The sequence below is a fragment of the Rheinheimera lutimaris genome, assembly GCF_013283795.1.
In the GTDB taxonomy this organism is placed as follows: Bacteria; Pseudomonadota; Gammaproteobacteria; order Enterobacterales; family Alteromonadaceae; genus Alishewanella; species Alishewanella lutimaris.
In genome coordinates this window covers 1-18,380 of the sequence record NZ_JABSOD010000017.1, presented here as the reverse complement: position 1 = coordinate 18,380, position 18,380 = coordinate 1, and the positions used below count along the sequence as shown (strand labels likewise).

The window sequence follows — 18,380 nt, the reverse complement described above, 5'->3', positions numbered from 1 at the left end:
CTTCTCCTACTGCACCAGCAGTTCAGCACTGGCCAGTACCGAAGTACAGGCCGCTTTGGCAATGGTGGTACTGCGATCGGCGCTACAGGCCCCGCCACAGTTACTTAACCGCGTAATCAGCGCCTCAAGTTCAGTTTCAACATCTGCGCGCAGCGCCGAGCTTTGCGGCGCCAGCGGTATCAGCTGATCCAGTAAGGGTTGCATAAACAATGGCCGGTTGGCCAGGCTATAAGTAGTTGCCGGGCCGGCACTGAAATCCACCGCCGGGAACCAGCTCTGGCGGATACTGTTATCACTTATCGCGGCATTACAGTAGGCAATAGCCAGTTGGGTAATGCCCATTTGCTGCGCTGAAACAAAGGTGTCAATGCTGTCAGCCGCCGGCAGTTGCCGTTGGATGGTTTGGTACACCGCTGACACTGCACTTTGTTGCTGCGCCACGCCGGTTAATGCACTCATCGAGGCGTGAATTTCTGCAAAGGTGCGTAAGCCAATCTCACTGGTACTGGTGGCCGCCGCAATAATTTGCTGCACCGGCACACTAATGCCGGTGCGCACATTTTCAAATTCACCAATCCGGCCAAAGGATAAGAAAAACTCGTCTGCCGCCGCGCCCAACTCAGTGCCGATAATGGTGCCCTGCGCGGATAACGCAGCACCTTCGGTCAAGGCGGTGCCGGCTGCGAGGTTAAATTGCTGTTTTAACCAGGCCTGACCGGTCACCACTTCCTTGCCGTTCAGGCCCAGCGCCATACCACTGATCGTTAAGTCTTGCGGCAAGCTGCTGCCGGCCAGATTCACCAGATACGGTGCATTAAACAGGTAGGAATAGTTGTCAAACTGCGCCACTTCAAACACGATATAGCTGTCGGCCAGATTAATCAGCTCACCGATACCAAACAGCAAATAGAATTTTTGCCCGACACCCACTTCATAATTTTGCTGAATTTGCGTCGTGCTTAACGCTTTGTTGTGCAGCGCCAACAGCCGTATCGTGCCCTGCCATTGCCGGTTGCCGTTGGCCTCATTACCGACAATCAGCGCATAGCTGCTATCCCAGTTGCGAATAGCAGCGGCTTCTTCACGCACGCCGGTGTCCTGACCGTTGACATAAATGCGCCGGCCGTTCACCGGGTCCTGGGTTAGCACCACATGTTGCAACGTAGCTTGTAATACTTCATCAGCATCAGGTGTGCTCAGCGCTGGCAAACCGGCAAAATCACCCGCGCCGGATCGCAGTAAAAAGTCGTAGTTGTATTGGCTTTGCCCCAACGTAAAGTTGCGCTCACTGCTACTGCCGGCGTAACTGACAATAGCCGCCGGACCTTCCTGCACCACATTAGCCGGCACCACCCAGGCCTCGACACTCATTTCGCCGGTGGCGCTCATCAGTTGCGCCAGCTTGGCACTGTTTTGCGTGCTGGCCTGGGCGCGGCCACTGTTTAGCTGAATACCCCAGCCGGTTACCCAGTTGATGTCGCCCTGCAAGCTTAAATTTGCTGCCGGCTCTACCCCTGAGGTGTCATAAGCGATAACACCTTCGCCGGTTTTAAATTGGTAGAAAGCGATTTGGTTGGCTTCAAAGCGGCCGCCACTGGAGGCAACAATACCGTCTTCCAGACGCAGTGCTTTAGACGGCACCAGCGCCGGATCCAGCGCGGTCAGCTCAACGTTGTCGGCTATTTGTCTGATAGCGGCCAGCATCTCTGCCGCATCAGCATCACAGTTGGACCAACAGTTATGAAATTCACCACCGAGCCTGGCCACAAAACGCGACAATTGCGGGTTATCAAGGTTAATCAATTTACGGCTGGCCTCGTACGCCGCTGCCAGATTGCTGTCGGCAAAGAACGGCGACTGGGTTTGCGCCGCATCGGGCGCATGACAATTAACACAGTACTGGCGCAGCAGCGGGTACACGCTGTTGCTGAATAATGCCGGGTCCTGTGGCAGCACTTTGCTGCTACCGGGCTCACGCACCGGCGGTGCCACCAGCACCACAGTGGCGCTTTCGGTGTCGGTACTGTTAGCCCAGTTGCGCAGCCACTGCGCCATAGTGTCGGCACACGCCGTGTCGCTTGCCAGCCAACAGTTATGCCCGCCGGCCAGCTTGGTGACTAATAACGATTGTGCCGGGTCGGCCAGGTTCACCAGCGGTACGGCAGCAGCATACGCCTGATTAATATCATCATTGCGGGCAAAATACGGTGCCGTATTGCCTTGCACATGGCAGGCACCACAGCGGTTAGCGCCGGCGATATTGTCCCACAACGTTAGCTTAAATAGCTGAATATCATCAGTTTGTGGTGCAGGCCCGGTGTAATTAGTGTTATCTTCCTGTACCGGTGGCGGCGGGTTTTGCTCTACCTCAGCACCGCCACAACCGGCTAATAACAGGCTTAACGTCAGTAGCGGGAGTAAATATAATTTCATCACTAGTCTCCCATACAATAAGTGGCAGTGTCAGCGAATACCTGCTTCAACAGATAACCCCCGGCCCGAAAATCGTCAGTCACAGTGTGCAGCATATTCACATCGGCCAGGCTTTCCGGCTCGCGTAAGCATACGGTACGAAACACTTTTTTTACCTGGCACTGAGCAAAAGCGGTACTGTTGGCCAGCTCTTCTCCCAAACTTCTGGCGCCGCTGCCACTGCCTGGCAAGCTGTTATCCCAGCCCAAAGACTGGTTTTGGCCTTCGCGCCAATAATTGCTCCAGCTATCATCCGGGGTGCGAAAGCCGTACGGGAAACTACCGGCGTTAATATGGTATTTAGGTTGCACGCGGCTTTGCGTTATATCGTTTTGTGTGCCGCTTTGCTGATAAAAAATCCGGCCGTTACTGCCGTCTTCATCAGTAAACTGATAATCATAATAAGCAAAAGCCTGAGCCAGTGGATCCATGCCGGCATGACAACCAACACAACGGTTATTAAAAATTCGGCTGTCGCCGCCCGGGCTGCGGCTGACATCCTGACGAATACGATCTGTCGGCAGGGTGATATCCTGTAGCGGCTCCAAATCGGTACAGAGCTGGTTCATCAGTGTAAAACGGAACATGGCCCGGTTGGTGCCGAGGTAGAAAAACGCTTTGGCCGCCGCTCGGCTGGTCATCACGCCGGCAGCGGCCTCAGAGGGAATGCCGTTCAGTGTGCTTTGTGCTCTGGGTTGTAAATGCTGCGCTAAATCTACCGCCTGGCGCTCCAGCGCCAGATAATGCTCATTGTTGTTGCTCTGATACGGCGGCAAGCCCAGGCTGTCGGCCCCGACATATAAAATGTCGGTTTGCAGTAACTGGCGAAAATCCACCTCATCCCGCACCAGGCCGATAACGGTAGCACTGTAGTCATTCAGCGGCTCAAACACATCCTGATCGCGGTTAGTGGCTGCGGCAGCAAACAGCTTGAGTGTGGTACGGTAAAAATCCGGGTGCTGCATTGCCAACTCAGCGGCGGCTGTTGCATTACCGCCGTCAATCAGTGCCTGCATCTGGCTTAGTGTCGCAGCATCAGCCGGCACGCCGGCAATACGGTCATGCAGCCGCTTGGCCTGCTCCAGTGAGCCGGCCGCTGCGGTTGGGCTTAGCAGCAGGCTGCCAAACGCCAGCAAAAGGGCATAGGGTAAATAACGCATTTGTATCACCTCCGGCTGCTATCAGCCCGGTAAAAACTCAACCGTCCACTGCGAACGGGTTAAGGCTACTGCCTCGGCACCAAAATTGACTGAGCGTAAGCGTAACGTTAGTTGCCGCTCCAGCTTGCTGTCGTTCAGCTCACTTTGCACGATATTCACTTCGGCCAAACTGCCGTCCGGACGGATCACCAACTCAAACACCACCTTGCCCTTTAACAGCGGGTTAGCCCGCAGCGCCCGGCTGTACAGGGTATATAAACTGCTTTTATTGGCTTCCAGCACACGGCGGATTGTGGCCTCCGAACGTCCCTGCGGCCCGCCACTGCTATCAGCAGTGCTGCGGCTTTGTTGCTGCTGCGGCGCATTGGCAGACAAGCCTTTTAGCTCAGTTTCTGCCAGCCGGGTACTGCCGGTGTCGGCCAGCTCTGAACGGGCAATATCACCGGCTACCGCGGCAGCTTCGGCGCTGGCAAAGCTTTTTGCTGCCTCATTGCGCAGCAGTTTACGCTCGACCTGAGTGGCTTGCTGTTCACCGCGGCTTTTTACCTGCGGTGTACTGTTATTCAGCTGGAAACTTTGCCGCAGTGCCGCCAAATCATCGCGCATCGCCATCAAACCGGCTTGCTCTGCTTGTTGGCGTGCCTGTTGCGGATCGGGTTTAACCTGCTCCGGTGTGGCAGCCACCGGCTCGGGCACCGGTTCCGGTTTCACCGGCTCTGTTACTTGCTCAGGCACCGGCTCCGGCTCAGGTGGTGGTGGCGCTTTGCGCTCCTCCAACATGACCCGCGCTAACTGCGGCGGCAGTTGCTCCTGCAGCTGGCGGCTACGTTCAGGTACCGTCAACGCCGGTATCAATACAGCAAACAGCAGCCATAACACAAAACCCAGCCATAACAGGCGGTAAAAACGTTTATCTTCAAACTGCGGCGTGTCAAAGCCCGCCATGGTCAGCGTGGTCATGGAGCCTCCGCTGCAGTGCTGGCTGGCATGGTTTCTACGGCCAGCGATAAATCGCGATATTCAGTCGCAGCGCAGATCGCCATCAATTGCCGCAGCAATGCATACGGCGTAGCGGCATCGCCCAATATTGTTAACGCACGACCGTTTGGCTGTTGTGCTTCAGGCAAGGGCCCGGCGCGACCGGACAGATAATTCAGTTCTGTTGTCAGCGCGTTGGTCAGGTCGGTCAACCACAGGCTGCTGTCTTGCCGCCAGTCGCCCTGCCATACCGGCTTACCCTGCACCAGAATGCCGTTAGCGGTAATGGTTAACATGACTTTCTCGCCAGGCAACTGCTCTGACACCGAGCGTGGCAGGCTGATGTCTTTATTGCTTTGCAACACTTTAACTTCAGACTGGTTTACCATTAAAAAAAACACCAGGATGGTAAAAATATCCATCAGCGCCACCAGGTTCAGCTTGCTGGCCTGCGCCAGGCGCTGGTTTTGCCGCTCCAGCCGTTTGGCACGAAATGACATTTTCATTCTGCACCCTCCGTTGCCGGTAACTGGCCAAGCGAGATTTGCGGAAACAGTTCAGCATCTACCACCTGCGCCACCACAACAGCTTTAAACGAACGCACTGTGTCCATTGCCGTTACCAACGTTTGGTAGTCCAACTCATCCGGCGCCAGAATAGTAATGTCCTGCTTTTCAATATTCTTCTGCTGAAAGGTCAGCTTTAAATCCTGCAGATACAGGCTTAACGCCGCAAAATCCAGCTGGCCCTGCTCTGTCAGTTCAAATACCCGCAACGGCTCGCCGGCAGGATAATTAAGCCGTAACCGGTCGGCATGAATTTCCAGCTCCAGTTGCTGTGGCTGTTCTTGCTCTTGCTGCAGTTGCTGTTCGCTTAACGGCGGCAGCTGAATGTTCAGCACGCGAATTTGCGCAAACACCAGGCTTAGCAGCAATACCGGTACCAGCACGATCATCAGGTTCATAAAGGACGTGATATCAAGCTCGGCATCGGCAAGGGGTGCTTTACGCCTTTTTATCATCCGCGCCACCATCAGTTTGTTTGGCAATACTGTTCATCAGTTTAATACCGACCATTTCCATGGTATCGATAATACTGGCGGTTTTTCCCTGCAATAAGGCATGCACAAATACCAGCGGAATAGCGGTAATTAAACCAAAGGCCGTAGTATTCATCGCCACTGAAATACTCGAAGACAGTAAGCTGGCTTTCTCGGACGGGTCGGCATTGGCTACTGCCGAGAACGCGGCGATTAACCCCATAATAGTACCCAGTAAGCCCAGCAACGTGGCCACGTTGGCCAAAGTGGCTAAAAACGGCGTACGTTTTTGCAAGCGCAAACTGTATTCCAGCACCACTTCTTCCATGGCGTATTCCATATCTTCCCGCCGTGACGAAGAGCGTAAGCGGTTTACACCGCTGGCCAGCATAGTCAACAACGGTGCAGCGCTATTGGCCGCTAACTGCAGAATACGCGCGGTATCGGCCTGGCCTACAGCGCTTTGTACCTGCGCCATGGCGCGTTGGTTTACGCCATATACACTGCGTAAAAACCACCAGCGTTCAACGGCGATCACTATGCCAAGCACCAGGATAAACGCGATGGGGTATATAAACACACCGCCTTCCTGTAAAAACCGTACTATGCCGTTAAAAAAATCCATGAAAAACATCCTCTTATTGCTCTTTTGAGTTAACTGATTGTGTTGTTGGTAATGTCGTATTGCTTTGTTGTACGGCAATAAAACGTAAAAACTGGCTGCGATCCAGCGGCGATACCGTTGCCGCCGGCGGCTGTAACGGCTGGCCGGGAATGCGGATCAGGCTTACCGGACTTTGCCACGGCAGTACATAAATGGTTTTCGGCTGTTCCTGATTGCCACTGATAGTGCTCTCCAGCTGTACGGTTTGTTCCCGTTGCTGCGCGCATAATCCGCTGCTGAGCAGTAACAAAGCTGACACTAATAAAGCGTTATTCATCATCCGGCTCCTTCGCTGACTGCTCCGGCACTTGATCCAGTTCCTGCTCCAGCAAGGCCAGCCACACTTTAACCTGTTCGTCCTGCGTTAAGGCATAGTACTGCTGATAATGATAATGCGCCTGCAATGGCTCACCTAAATACAGCTCGTACAAAAAGGCGAGGTTTTTATGCGCCGCGGCATACCCGGCATCCGCTTGTAACGCGCGTTGAAAATGGCGCTCTGCCTGGCGAAAATTGCCTTGCTGCCTGGCCAGTATGCCGGACAAATTGTGGCCGTCACTGAACTGCGGCGAAGCGGCCAGCAGCTGCGCTAAACTTTTCTGTGCTGCGCTGATATCACCGCCCTGCCATTGGCTGAGCGCCAGGTTATAGCTGATACCGGTTAGCTTGGGCAACTGCGCGGCTAACGGCTGCAATAAGGCGCTGGCGGATGCAAAATTACCGGCATTCAGCTGCTGCTTTGCCTGCTCAAACTGCTGTTGTTGTACCGCCGTCAATGCCGGTTGGTTAATAGCAGCGGTGGTCTCTGCCGGCTGCAGCACCGGTGTTGGCGGCACAGCTGTTGGCAAGCTGCAGCCGCTTAGCCACAAAACTGCCAGCGCCAGACTGACCTTAATTCGCTTCATCGGCCACCCCGCTGTAGGCTTCGGTTTTATTAAATTTAGCCGGTAACAATACCGCCAGCCGCGAAAAACTTTGCCGGATCCACTCATCCCACAACTGTTGTCGGGTTAAACGGGTGTTCTGCTGATAAATAGCAATGGCTTGCTCTTCAAACGGATAGGCCTGCTCTTCCAGCAGCAACTCATATTCTTCCAGTGCCAGCTCGTCCAAGCCCTTGGGCCGGTCAGAATCGAGCAGCGCTTTGGCCATTTGTTGATAGAGTTCAGCCACGCGAAACTGCGCTTCGCTGAGTAAACCGGCAATACCGTACTGCATGCTTTGCTCATAGCGTTTAATGGCAGCAGCCATATGTAAACGTTTTTTCTTCAGGCTTTGTGCCAGCGGATGTGCCAGCCGCACCGCAGCAAACAAGTTGCTTTCATGCCGGCCCAGCTCCAGCAACGCCTGCGCTGCCAATTGCTGTGTACGCTCGTTACCCGCCTCGGCAAATTGCTGCTCAAATGCCGCTATTTTGTCGCGCCAAAAATGCTGCCGGTACACATCATTCTGCTGTTGATACAACTGCACCAATTGATAGCGCGCTTCCTGCGCCAATAAGTGCGGCTGCGGATAGCGGTTGGCGTAGCTGCGCCAGTTATCCAGTGCCTTGCTGTTATCACCGCTGCGCTGATAATACTGCGCCGCAAGATACAGCGCTTCGCGTTGCTGCTCCGGCTCAGCTGCGCTGCCGGCCAATTTTGTCAATTCTGCTGCGGCTTTATCCCACTGTTCTGACTGTTCATAGCTGTCGAGTAACTGCGCTTTGGCTGCCACACCGCGCTCCGTTTGCGGGTAACGCTGAATAAACGCGCTTAACAGCGGTATCGCTGCAGCCCAGCTTTTTGCACTAAGCAGCAAGCTGATTTGCTGATAGGCGGCAGCTTCGTGATAGGCCGAATCCGGCAGGACGGTTAGCAAGCGCTGCAGATGACCTTGCACGGCTTCCGTGGAGGCGCCGGGCTGCTGTGCTTGCTGATAAATAGCCGAGGCCAGCTGCTCTGTCAGTAAGCTGCGGCGCGGCTTATCCAATTGCTTGGTTAACAGCAGACTAATGCTTTGCTCTGCTGCCGCATACTGCTGCAGGGCCAGCTCACTTTGACTGTGTAAAAACTGTGCTTCAAGCACTAATGCCGGCTGGCTTTGCGCCGCCACCGGCCAGGCGGTCACCTGCTGGCTGTGCAACAGCACGCCCTGATAATCTTGTTCGCTGTAACGCTGCTGCAATTGCTGCAATGCCACTTGTTGCGCCGCCGGATGGCTGCTGTGCTGCTTGACAAAGTCGCTTTGCTGCTGCCATAACCGCAGTGCATTGGCTTCGCTTACCGCTGCCAGCTCTGCACTTAGCAATAACGCTTTATAAGCAGCATCCTGTGGGGTAAACAAGCTGGCATCGGCAGCCGCCGGGCCATAACCCAGCTCAGTGTACAGTGCCAGCGCTTGCTCCTGGCTGGCTGCACCGGCATAGGACTCGGCCAGTAAATAGCGGATATCCGCTACCGAATAGCCGGGCAAGGCGGTCTGTTGCAACAAGGGGTCTTGTAGTACGGCCAGCATTTGCAGCCATAAACCGGCCGCAGCATCAAAGGCATCCGCCGCTGTCGCTACCGGCAATGCCCCTGCCGCTGCATATTGTTTGCGGGCAAAGTAATCCAGATACTGCAACAACTGCGGTTGCACTTCTGCCAGTTCTTCACGCCGTGCCAGGCGCCAAAATTCAGACTGCGGGCCAAACAGCGCGATATAACGCTGCTGTGCAGCCAATGCCTGCTCTGCATCAGCATGGGTTAAATAGTGCTGAATAATATGCAATTGAAAACGCGCGGCAATTAAATTGTGCGGGTAATCAGCAATAAACAACCGGTACGTATCGAGGCTGGCGGCTGTTAAATCTTTTGCCGCCAGAAACTCTGCCAACCCCTGATACAATTCGGCCAGCAAAGCCAGCGGCCGTTCACCACGCTGATAGTGCACCCGCTTTAACAGCGACTGTAAGCTTTGGCCCTGCTGCTGATAGCTTAACGAAATGCTTAAGGTACGCAGCACTTCATCACGCAGGCTTTGCTGCGGCTGTTGTTGTTCTGTCAGCAGCAGTTCGCTGTAGCTTTGGTCTAACACCTGTAAAAACTGCTCGTCAGCTTGTTCAAATCGTTGCAGCTTAAAGTAACTCCAACCGGCCATATAACGACCATGCTGCGCCAAAGCGGCATCAGAGCCGTTTAATACCGCTAAAAAGGCCGGTAGTGCCGCGTCATAATCGCCCTGACTGTAATGAATATCGGCCTTGCGAAACCAGACTTCAGCAGCAAACACCGAAGCAGGATAATGCTGTAACAACATATCCAGCTGCTGCAGGCACGCCTGTTGCTGGCCGAGTAAATCATAGCTGCGCGCTAACTGATAGCGGATCAGCTCGTTGTTCGGATCCTGCGGATAGTCGCTGAGTAATTGCCGGTAGCGCGCCACTAACTGCAACAATGCTGCCTGCTCTGCTTCAGGCGGCAGCTCTGCCCGCTCCAGTTGATTGGTGTGCATTTGCGACAAGCGGTATAAAATTTTCTGCCGTGTTTGCGCCGCCGGTTGCAGCGCCAAAATTTGCTGATACAAGGCATCCAGTTGTTGCTCTGTCACGGCAACATCCTGTGCCAAAATACTACGGTCAAATGCCGGCAGATCGGCCAATCGCTGCCGGTTTGCTGAGGTGTCATTGCTACTGCAGCCGGGCAACAGCGCGCTGCAGCACAGCAGCAAGGCAGCCGCTTTATAAGATGATACCGTTCGTGGTGTGGTACTGATCGCACGCGTCATGGCCTTGCTCCGTCACCGCCGGTGTCGGCCATTAGCAATACCCGCTCCATCACGCGAGCCATGGACTCTTTATTGTGCCGTTGCAGCTGCGTTAACTCTGCCAGTTGCTGGCGGCGTATTTGCTGTAACTGCTGATTTAACTGCGCCAGTAGCTGTTGCTGCTGGCTTAACAGCGCCAGGTTAAGCTGTTGCTGCTGCTGCGTTAACTGTGTCAACCGTTGTTGTAGTTGCTGCAGCCTTGCTGCTTTACCGCCTTTTTGCTGTAACGCGCCAAGTTGTTGCTCCAGCGCCGTTAATGCTGTGGCCACCTGCTGTTGCAGGCGCTGTAACTGCCAGCGCCGCTGTGCTGCCGTATCAGTGTATTGCCATTGCAGCAAGCCGCGCAGCCGTTGCAGACGTTGCCGGTATGGCTCTGCTGCCTGGCCGCTTTGCTCCAGCTGCTGCAGCCGCTGCTCAGCACGCTCTAACATCACCAATTGCTGATAAGGTTCGCCCTGCCATAACGCCAACGCCATCGGCGCCGCAGATGCCTCTGTCAGCTGCTGCTGAATTTCTGTATAGCGCTGGTTAAGTTGCTGCTTACGTTCGACTAACAGCGGTAGTTGCTCTGTCAGCAATTGCTGTTGCTGCGTCAGTTTATACGCCGTGACATCCTGTAACTGCAACAGGCGTTGTTGCCGCTGTGGCGCCGCATTCAGTTGCTGTTGCAACGCCAGTGCATCCTGCTGCAAACGATGCAGATTGTTGTCATTGCTCAGCTGTAGCCTTTGCCACTGCGACATACCGTGTTGCAGCTGGTCTACCTGCAGCGGCGTGGCCTGTTGGTTTATCAGCTGTGTTTGTTGCTGATAATATTGCTCTGCCCAGTGGTAAGCTGCCAGCGCATCCCGCGGCTGCAGCGCCCGCTCTAATTGCTCACCAATGCGCGTGGCCGCTTGCCAGGCCGTGTGACTGAACGGCTGTTGTTTAATTTGTTGCTGCAGTACCGCCAATAAGGTTGGAATATGGCGCTGCTCGGTCAAAATATAGCTGTATAACTGCAAGGCACTGCTGCTGAGCACACTGTCGGCGGCAAAGTTAGCCAGAATGCGGTCTGCCGCGGCTAAATCCTGTTGTTCTATCAGTAACTGCGCTTGTGTCAGCTGAATATAATCGTCCAGCGCGCGCTGCTCTTGCTGCGGGTAAATAAACCCCTGTGGCCGTGATTGCAGCGGCCACTGACCACTGAACAACAGCTGCCAGAAGCCTTGCGGCGCAGCCACCGTCACCTGTTGTTGCAACCGGCTAAGCCACTGTAACGCTTTTTCCGGTTGCTGCTTTGCCAACACCAGCGCCTGATTACTGATGACATACGGCATTTCGGCTTGCTGCGCCAGCCCGGCAAAATCCGGCTGTGATGGTATGTCAATGTCCGGCCAATTGATCAGCTGGCTAAGCAACTGCTGCTGGCCCAGCCAGGCACCATCAGGGGTAATGTCTGCCAGAGCTAAATACTGTCGCGCGGCCGCTTTATCGCCCAGCTCCAGCTGGTACCTGGCAAACTGCAGCAAGGCAATATTACGCAATGCTTTGGGTAAGGTATTTTCGCCGGCGTCCGGGTTGGCTAACAGCGCCGACAACACCTCAGCGGCGTGTTGCGGCATCATCAGCTGCAGATATAAACCGGCTTCAAGCAGTCGCGTGCGTTGATCTTGCTGCGGTGCCAACTGCAGCGCCTCTAACGCCGGCATTGGCTGCTGCTGATAAAACGCCCACGCGGCCTGGCGGTAGTGTTTTTCTGTTAACAGCTGCTGTTTGTCGCTGAATGTTGCCTGCGCTGCCGCTGTTGTCAGCGGCAGTGACAACATCAGTGCAAATAACATGCTGTAAATCAGTCGTTCGACCATGGCTGCACAATAAAATCGGGTTGATAGTCGCTGCTGCGGTCATTTACCTGCAGCTCCAGCAAAACAGCGTCGTCTGCTTTGGCAAAGCGGTAATTCACCGCACGGCGGTAGTCGCGGTTATCGGGGCCTTTACCGACAAACACCGCAGTAAGATTATGCTCACCGGCTTTAACATTACCTTTATACAAGGGTTGAATAGCACCGCGTTGTAAGGCTTCACGTTGCAAAGCGGTGTACAAAAACGCCCCTACCGGCTTATCGTTCAGGATCAGCTCTACGCTGTCGATCTGAAAAAACTTGCCGCTGTCGACAGATAAAAACACCGCCAGTTGGGTTTCCGGTGGAAACAGCAATTCTTCTTCCAATAAAAACAGTTCGCGGTTTAACTGGATCACCTGCTGCTTCAACTGCTCTAACTGCGAGCTAACCGGTGCCGTATCAGCACTGGCTAAAGCGCTTAGCCATAACAATCCACTTAGTATCAGCGTTCTCATTGGTGTGTCCTGTTAAAAGTAAATACTGAAAAACGCCCGCAACACATTGGCATCCAGGCTGTACAGCGGCTCAAGCCCGGCAACGGCATCTGTGATGGTGACATTGCGGAAATTTTTATAATTAAAACGAATATGATCCCACTGCACATTCAGCTCAGGCTTTGCCCCGGGCCAAAAGCTCCACAGCGGTAACCGGTAGCCGGCGCCCAGGCCTAAGGTCAGGTTGTCAAATTCGCTGAGCTCTTTGTCCCGCGCCATAAAATTCTGTTGGTCGGCAAAATCAAATAAATCGCGGTAAAACCCGGCTTGGCCCTGACTGTACCAGCGTAATTTGGCTTCCAGCGTCCATTGTTCTGTCAGCGGATGCACATATTCCACTTCGGCATCAAAGGCACGAATATCCCAGCTGTCCTGATAATGCCGCAGATTCAGGCTCAGCGCCGCGCGGTAAGGTAAATACACTTTATTTACCAGCGACACGGCAAAGCTATTACGGGTTTCGGGGTACACCTCGCGCTGATAGCCATAACCCAGCGGTTCGCTGACATCGCGAAAACGGACACTGCGATAGGGGTTATTTAAAAAACCTTCGTCTAAGTCGACCTGCATATTCAGCGCCGCTATCCAGCGGCTGCTGAGTACCTGAGTCCAGCCAAACTTATAATTAAAACGTTTTACACCGGCACTGAAGCTTTCATCACCGTTGCGGCCGACGGTGTCATCACCCAGCCCGGCTTCCAGGCTCAGCGTTGTCATACCGCCAAATGTATCGTGCGCTATACCGAATGACACCGACTTAGCGTTGTAGTCATCTTCATCACTTTGGGCGTAATTCAGACTTAAAATACTGTTGCCGGCCAGATAATCGATGCCGACGCGCTTTTCATGCCGGGTTTCGGTGTAGGCCGAGGCAGTAGCCTCTACATCAATCGATGCGCCCGATACAGTATCAATGTAGTAATAAGCCGACAGCGACACCGACTGGCCGGCTTTTTTACGCAGCATAACCGCCGGGCCATCAATAGACACGCCGCCGCCCTGATAACCGTGATACATCAAATCGGCTCTGTCTTCAGGCAATACCGCTGCCTGCACCAGCACAGTGCATAGCAGCAATAAGGCTGCGGCAATGACGTTAATTACAGCCACAACCACCGCCCCCGCTGCCGTTAGCACCCTTTGCTGCTTCACGTGAGTCCTGCACGTGCGCCACATGCTGCAGCGCTACCGGATGACGGCCAAATGCCATGATCGGATCGGCCAGTTTGTCGCGCTCATAGGGCTTTACCCAGGGCTCAATACTGCTGCAACCCGCAAGCAACACTAATGCCGCCGGCAACAGCAGGCGTATAGCAGCCGCTAAGCGCTTGTTCACACTGCTATTCACGAAGCAGGGTTTTAATATCGTCTTCATATTTTTTCTCATAACCGGGCTTATAACCGCGATGCACAGTGCGAACCTTGCCGTCTTTGTCCAGGATCACCGTGGTGGGCATAGCTTCTACGCTGTAGTCTTTTGATACGCTGTTATCGACATCAAACAAAATAGGAAAGGCTACCTGCACCTTGCTCAAATAGGCTTTGGCCGCTGAGCTGTCGTTTTCCACGTTAACGCCCCATACCTGCACGCCCATCATTTGGTACTTTTGCGCCAGTTTATCCAACGCCGGCATTTCCTGAATACAGGGGCCGCACCAACTGGCCCAAAAATTAATCAGCATAATGTCGCCGCGCTGCTCGGCCAGCCGCAGGTTATTACCGTCTAATGCCTTTAAGGTAAAATCCGGTGCTGTTTGTGCCTGCACCGCCAAACCTAAGCTACAGGCCAGTACCAGCGCCAATTGTTGTATCCGTTGTTTCATTACTACCTCTGCTGTTCGCATCGCTAAAAATACACTGCTACACCCAGCGCCAGGCTGAGGTTATGTGTGGTTTTACTGCGCGCTAAAATGGTGGTTTCAAAAATGTAATCGCTGAATGTCAGCTCAAGTGCCAGCCAATCGGTGGCATATAAACGAAACTGACTGCCCATCTGCAGCGCAAACACTTTGTCACCGGCAAAATCCACATTACCGCCTCCGATAAACAGCGACAGCCCGCTGTTCATCGCGTAGTTTTTGCTTAAAAAAGCTTCTCCCGGCAGCACCATGTAACCCAAATGCGCACCGTAATAACGCCACTCCCGCTCACTGTCGGTTAACAGTGGCGCTGCGCCGCTTAATTCCTCAAACGAGGTACGCCCGGCCTTGGCCTGCGCATACTCAGCCGTTAAATAAAAGTCTTCGTTGATGTGATAACTCAGCTGCAGTGCCAGCAGCGCGCTGCTGCCAAAATCTTCAATACTCAGCACCCCAACGCGGGCACCCAGCAGCCAGTTTTCGCTGTCGAGCACATCCTCGCTCACCACGTCGACGGCGATATCCGGTTCAACCTGCTGTGCTACTGCAGCAGCGGAGGTTAAACTCAGGGCTAAAAAAATACGCTGAAGCCAAGTTTCCATGTATCAATCTCTTCATTGTCGTTACGGTCAGTGACGATAACACTGCGCCGGTATCCGGCACGGGCGATAAAATTACGGCTCAGGTAATAGCGCAAGCCCAGCTCGGCACTGGCCAGGCTATTATTGCGATCCGGCGTTTGTACCAATACCGTGCGTGGCGAGGTGCGCAACACCCCGCCGCCAATACCAAAATAAGGCGATAGCCGCCAGTGTGGCCACGGGCTTAAATATACACTCAGCTCAGCAGAGACATTATCTGCCTGATCGCCATTGGCCTGACTTAGCGCCAGCTCTGTTTGCACATAGGGACTAAACAGATACGCCAGCGACAGCTGGTACATACTGCTGCCGTTGAAATCACCAAACTGTAAGCCAGCCTCCAGCGTGCGCGCTTCATAAGCGGCCATCTTGTCAGCGGAAACATCAAACGGCTGCTGTTGCAAAGTAACAACCTGTACCAGGTCGGCACGCGCCAACCAGTATGGTTGCTGCTTAAACTCTACCTGAACCCAATCATGCCGTCGTGTCAGCAGCGTTAAACGCTCACCTTTAATGGCTACCTGCACTATCGGATAACCGCGGCCGGCGCCGGAATGTAAATTGACAAAGTCGGCGCTGACAGTAACTTCAACCGGATCGGCCACAACGGCAAAGCTGAACAGACTGAGACAGAGCAGCATAAACCTGATCATCTATTGCTCCGGCACTGCAAAAGGCGAGTTGTAATACTGCGCACCAATATCCAGCCATTCAGCCAGCAGCTTCAGTTCTGCAGCCGACAAATAGCTCTGATGTGAACCACCGGCACTAAACAAATCAAAAAAAGCGCTACTGCCCAGTGCATTGCCGGCACGAAGTGCTGGCGTAATATTTACCGTGACCATCACCGGAATAGGGTTGCCGCTGTCATCTAAAATTAAATCGCCGTTCTCGTCGGTGAGAAACAGCAGGTTACCGTCAGCATCGGTAGCTTGTACCAACCGGTCGACCAACACGCCGCCGACTAACTCCTGCTCATTATCAGCGCTTAACAGTTCGCGGTAACTGCGGTAATGCTCTGCTGCCAAATCCGACGCTTCGCTGTCCAGTTCCAACTGCGCCAACGGCACGCGGCCATTGCCGTTAGCATCGGTACGGCTATGGCAGCTGACGCAGGTATGATCCGCAATTAGTTCGTTGCTGTCGGGGTCAAACCGGCGCCGGTCCAACTGCCATAACGGCTGAATATGGCTGGGGTAGTCGATGCGCAGACGGCAACTGGCCAGCCACTGCGTAAAGCACTCCACCCCGGCTGGCAATGGCGTAGTCAGATCCTGCAAGCTTAGCTGCACAGCGGCATCCGGGGCGCGTCTGGCCGGGTCGGTCCAGATATCTAAATATTGCAGCGCTTCGCTAAGCTCTGGTGTGCCGTTTAGCCTGGCCGCAGTTTGCGCCATGGTTTCGCCGGCCTGAGCAATAAGTTGCGGGTTGGTATTGGGGAAGTTACCATCACTGGCCAGGCCGGCATTGGCCGTTGGCGCTTCGCCGCTTAAGCGGCCATGCGGCGCTGTGCTTTGCGCAGTATGGCAACCATTACAACTGCGCGTTTCGCCCGGCCGCAATGTGATCCATTGTTGATGCAATGGCGAAATAGCCTGGCCCTGCGCATTAAGCACCGCCAGATTAAACGGCACATTAGCCGGCACTTTTACCTGCACTGAGCCATCGGGCTCTATTGCTACACTGCCGAGAATTTCCCGCATCAGCTGACGGCGGCTTACACCAAAAGCGGTATCGGGTACATCCAGCACCTCATCCGGTGGCATAGGTACGCCACGCACCAGACGTAAAAACCGTGCCGGTCGCTCGTCCGCCGTGCTTTGCATCGGGTCGGCTAACTGCGCTATGTTGACGCTGGCGCTGCCGGCAAAGTCATACACGCTGCGAATATCCAGTACAGCAGCATTTTCGGCGGCCAGCTCTGCATCCAATAACGGGTTCTGTGGTAAAAACGCACCGGCGGTGTAAGGTTGCAGCACCACAGGTTCACCAACCAACAGCCCTTCTGTGCCCGGTCTTACCGGTACCTGAGTTTGTTTCTCAGTATCAAATAACCATAAGCCATATAAGGGGGCAGCCAGCGCCAACTCACTGACATCCTCTACCTGAGCACAGCTGAACGCCACCTCTTCAACCAGCACCCGGCACGGTGACCAGCTTACTAAAAAACGACCGCTGCCATCTTTTAACGGCGCGTAACTGTGCACCGCACCGGCCAGTTCGGTACGCTCTGTGTTATCAAAGGCCCACGGGAACAGCGGGGTTTGCGCCGGCAGGTTCAGCGTTTCGCCAAATAATGCTTGCTCATTATCACTGGCCAGCGCCAGGGCTATTTGTTGTGGCCAGCTGTTGTAGTAAGGCGCGTTGTTGCCGGCCAGCGCAACGCTAACCGAACCATCGTCAAGCACTATGGCTTTAGTAAATTCGACCCTGGATAAACCGGCGCCACTGTTGTGCGAGTGCCAACCATAAACTAACTGGTTTTCACTGCCATCGGGCTGCATTTGGTACCAGTTAAACATCGAGCGATCGCTCTGGTTATCCCAGCGGCTATACAAAATATTGCCATCATCCAACACCACCGGATCCACATCATGGCTCAGGTTAAAGCTTAGTTGTTCAATGCCGCTGCCATCCGCATTCATCACATGCAGATTAAATGCCGGTGCATCCAGGTCTTCGTCCAGCGCGGTATATTGCGGTTTAAATTCATCCAGCAGAATTTGCCGTGAGGTGGTCTGGCGGGTCGAGCTGAAAATAATCCGGCCATCCGGTAAAAATGCAGGGCTGATATCGTGGCCGCGTTGTGCCAACTGAGGGTCACCAATCAGTGGGCTGACGGTTTTACTTTGCACATCATAGCGCCACAGATCCCACTTTGGTTGCAGTTCATCAGCAACATTTTCCAGCGCCGGTGCCCGTAAAGCAAACAGCAAGGTTAAGCCATCGGCTGAGGCACTGAGATCTTTGACGTCATATAAAGCATTTTCAGCAAACAAAGCGCTGGTAAGATCAGTCTCTGCCGATTGCGCAAAGGCATTTTGTTTCAGCAGCAAACGGGCACCGGGATTAAACGCCGAGGGATCTGTCAGGTCGGTTTGATAAAACTCATCTTCGTTAAGCAACAGCGCACGTTCAACAAAGGCCAGCGCAATTTCCTGCACTACAGGATCTGTCGGTTCATCCTGCACGCTGATATCCGCTTTGCACGCTACCAGCGCCATACAGACTACTGTAAGGCATAGCCTTGTTATTATTATCATTATTCTGACACCGGCTACTGTTTACTGCTTGTTTACGTTTTCGAGCCAAACAAAATGGCGAAGTCAACAGCTTATCGCCGCATTGACAGCAGAGCAAGTTAAAATTTATTGTAAAAATCCACCTCCATAGGAGGTGGC

Annotated in this window: 17 protein-coding genes; all 17 read right to left on the bottom strand. The window is 53.9% G+C overall.

The genetic code is table 11. The features are described from left to right. Positions 1 to 6: 6 nt before the first annotated feature. From HRH59_RS14630 to HRH59_RS14550, 17 genes are read right to left on the bottom strand one after another with little or no spacing between them, the layout of a single operon-like run. The gene (locus tag HRH59_RS14630; protein WP_173502024.1) at positions 7 to 2,433 is read right to left on the bottom strand and encodes a LamG domain-containing protein; all 2,427 of its coding nucleotides are present in this window, start codon (positions 2,431 to 2,433) and stop codon (positions 7 to 9) included. A 2-nt stretch (positions 2,434 to 2,435) separates the two neighbouring features. After that, entirely contained in the window at positions 2,436 to 3,632 is a 1,197-nt protein-coding gene (locus HRH59_RS14625) for a hypothetical protein (RefSeq protein WP_173502023.1), read from the bottom strand. Positions 3,633 to 3,653: 21 nt separating this feature from the next. Further along, entirely contained in the window at positions 3,654 to 4,592 is a 939-nt protein-coding gene (locus HRH59_RS14620; RefSeq protein ID WP_231702515.1) for an AgmX/PglI C-terminal domain-containing protein, read from the bottom strand. Then, complete coding sequence (locus HRH59_RS14615) at positions 4,589 to 5,116, bottom strand: ExbD/TolR family protein (RefSeq protein ID WP_173502022.1); 528 nt, start codon at positions 5,114 to 5,116, stop codon at positions 4,589 to 4,591. The genes HRH59_RS14620 and HRH59_RS14615 overlap by 4 nt, the downstream gene beginning before the upstream one ends. After that, entirely contained in the window at positions 5,113 to 5,631 is a 519-nt protein-coding gene (locus tag HRH59_RS14610) for a biopolymer transporter ExbD (RefSeq protein ID WP_173502021.1), read from the bottom strand. The genes HRH59_RS14615 and HRH59_RS14610 overlap by 4 nt, the downstream gene beginning before the upstream one ends. Beyond that, positions 5,615 to 6,274: a MotA/TolQ/ExbB proton channel family protein gene (locus tag HRH59_RS14605; RefSeq protein WP_173502020.1), complete on the bottom strand. Its 660-nt coding sequence runs from the start codon at positions 6,272 to 6,274 to the stop codon at positions 5,615 to 5,617. The genes HRH59_RS14610 and HRH59_RS14605 overlap by 17 nt, the downstream gene beginning before the upstream one ends. 13 nt (positions 6,275 to 6,287) lie before the next feature. Further along, positions 6,288 to 6,593: a hypothetical protein gene (locus tag HRH59_RS14600; RefSeq protein ID WP_173502019.1), complete on the bottom strand. Its 306-nt coding sequence runs from the start codon at positions 6,591 to 6,593 to the stop codon at positions 6,288 to 6,290. Next, the gene (locus HRH59_RS14595; RefSeq protein ID WP_173502018.1) at positions 6,583 to 7,218 is read right to left on the bottom strand and encodes a tetratricopeptide repeat protein; all 636 of its coding nucleotides are present in this window, start codon (positions 7,216 to 7,218) and stop codon (positions 6,583 to 6,585) included. The genes HRH59_RS14600 and HRH59_RS14595 overlap by 11 nt, the downstream gene beginning before the upstream one ends. Then, complete coding sequence (locus tag HRH59_RS14590; RefSeq protein WP_173502017.1) at positions 7,205 to 10,060, bottom strand: tetratricopeptide repeat protein; 2,856 nt, start codon at positions 10,058 to 10,060, stop codon at positions 7,205 to 7,207. The genes HRH59_RS14595 and HRH59_RS14590 overlap by 14 nt, the downstream gene beginning before the upstream one ends. Next, entirely contained in the window at positions 10,057 to 11,946 is a 1,890-nt protein-coding gene (locus HRH59_RS14585) for a hypothetical protein (protein ID WP_173502016.1), read from the bottom strand. The genes HRH59_RS14590 and HRH59_RS14585 overlap by 4 nt, the downstream gene beginning before the upstream one ends. Further along, positions 11,931 to 12,440, bottom strand: a complete 510-nt coding sequence (locus HRH59_RS14580; RefSeq protein ID WP_173502015.1) for an AraC family transcriptional regulator — start codon at positions 12,438 to 12,440, stop codon at positions 11,931 to 11,933. Before HRH59_RS14580 ends, HRH59_RS14585 begins: the two co-directional genes overlap by 16 nt. Positions 12,441 to 12,452: 12 nt before the next feature. Beyond that, positions 12,453 to 13,589: a DUF3570 domain-containing protein gene (locus HRH59_RS14575; protein WP_331460188.1), complete on the bottom strand. Its 1,137-nt coding sequence runs from the start codon at positions 13,587 to 13,589 to the stop codon at positions 12,453 to 12,455. Beyond that, entirely contained in the window at positions 13,576 to 13,815 is a 240-nt protein-coding gene (locus tag HRH59_RS14570) for a DUF4266 domain-containing protein (RefSeq protein ID WP_173502013.1), read from the bottom strand. Before HRH59_RS14570 ends, HRH59_RS14575 begins: the two co-directional genes overlap by 14 nt. Before the next feature lie 4 nt (positions 13,816 to 13,819). Continuing rightward, positions 13,820 to 14,302, bottom strand: coding sequence for a TlpA family protein disulfide reductase (locus HRH59_RS14565; RefSeq protein WP_173502012.1), 483 nt, complete (start codon positions 14,300 to 14,302; stop codon positions 13,820 to 13,822). A gap of 23 nt (positions 14,303 to 14,325) precedes the next feature. Continuing rightward, positions 14,326 to 14,940, bottom strand: coding sequence for an outer membrane beta-barrel domain-containing protein (locus tag HRH59_RS14560; protein WP_173502011.1), 615 nt, complete (start codon positions 14,938 to 14,940; stop codon positions 14,326 to 14,328). After that, a complete protein-coding gene (locus HRH59_RS14555; protein ID WP_173502010.1) occupies positions 14,910 to 15,632 on the bottom strand; it encodes an outer membrane beta-barrel protein in 723 nt (240 codons plus the stop codon). Before HRH59_RS14555 ends, HRH59_RS14560 begins: the two co-directional genes overlap by 31 nt. Continuing rightward, on the bottom strand, positions 15,633 to 18,203 hold the full coding sequence (locus HRH59_RS14550; protein WP_173502009.1) for an HzsA-related protein: 2,571 nt from the start codon (positions 18,201 to 18,203) through the stop codon (positions 15,633 to 15,635). Between the last annotated feature and the right edge of the window lie 177 nt (positions 18,204 to 18,380).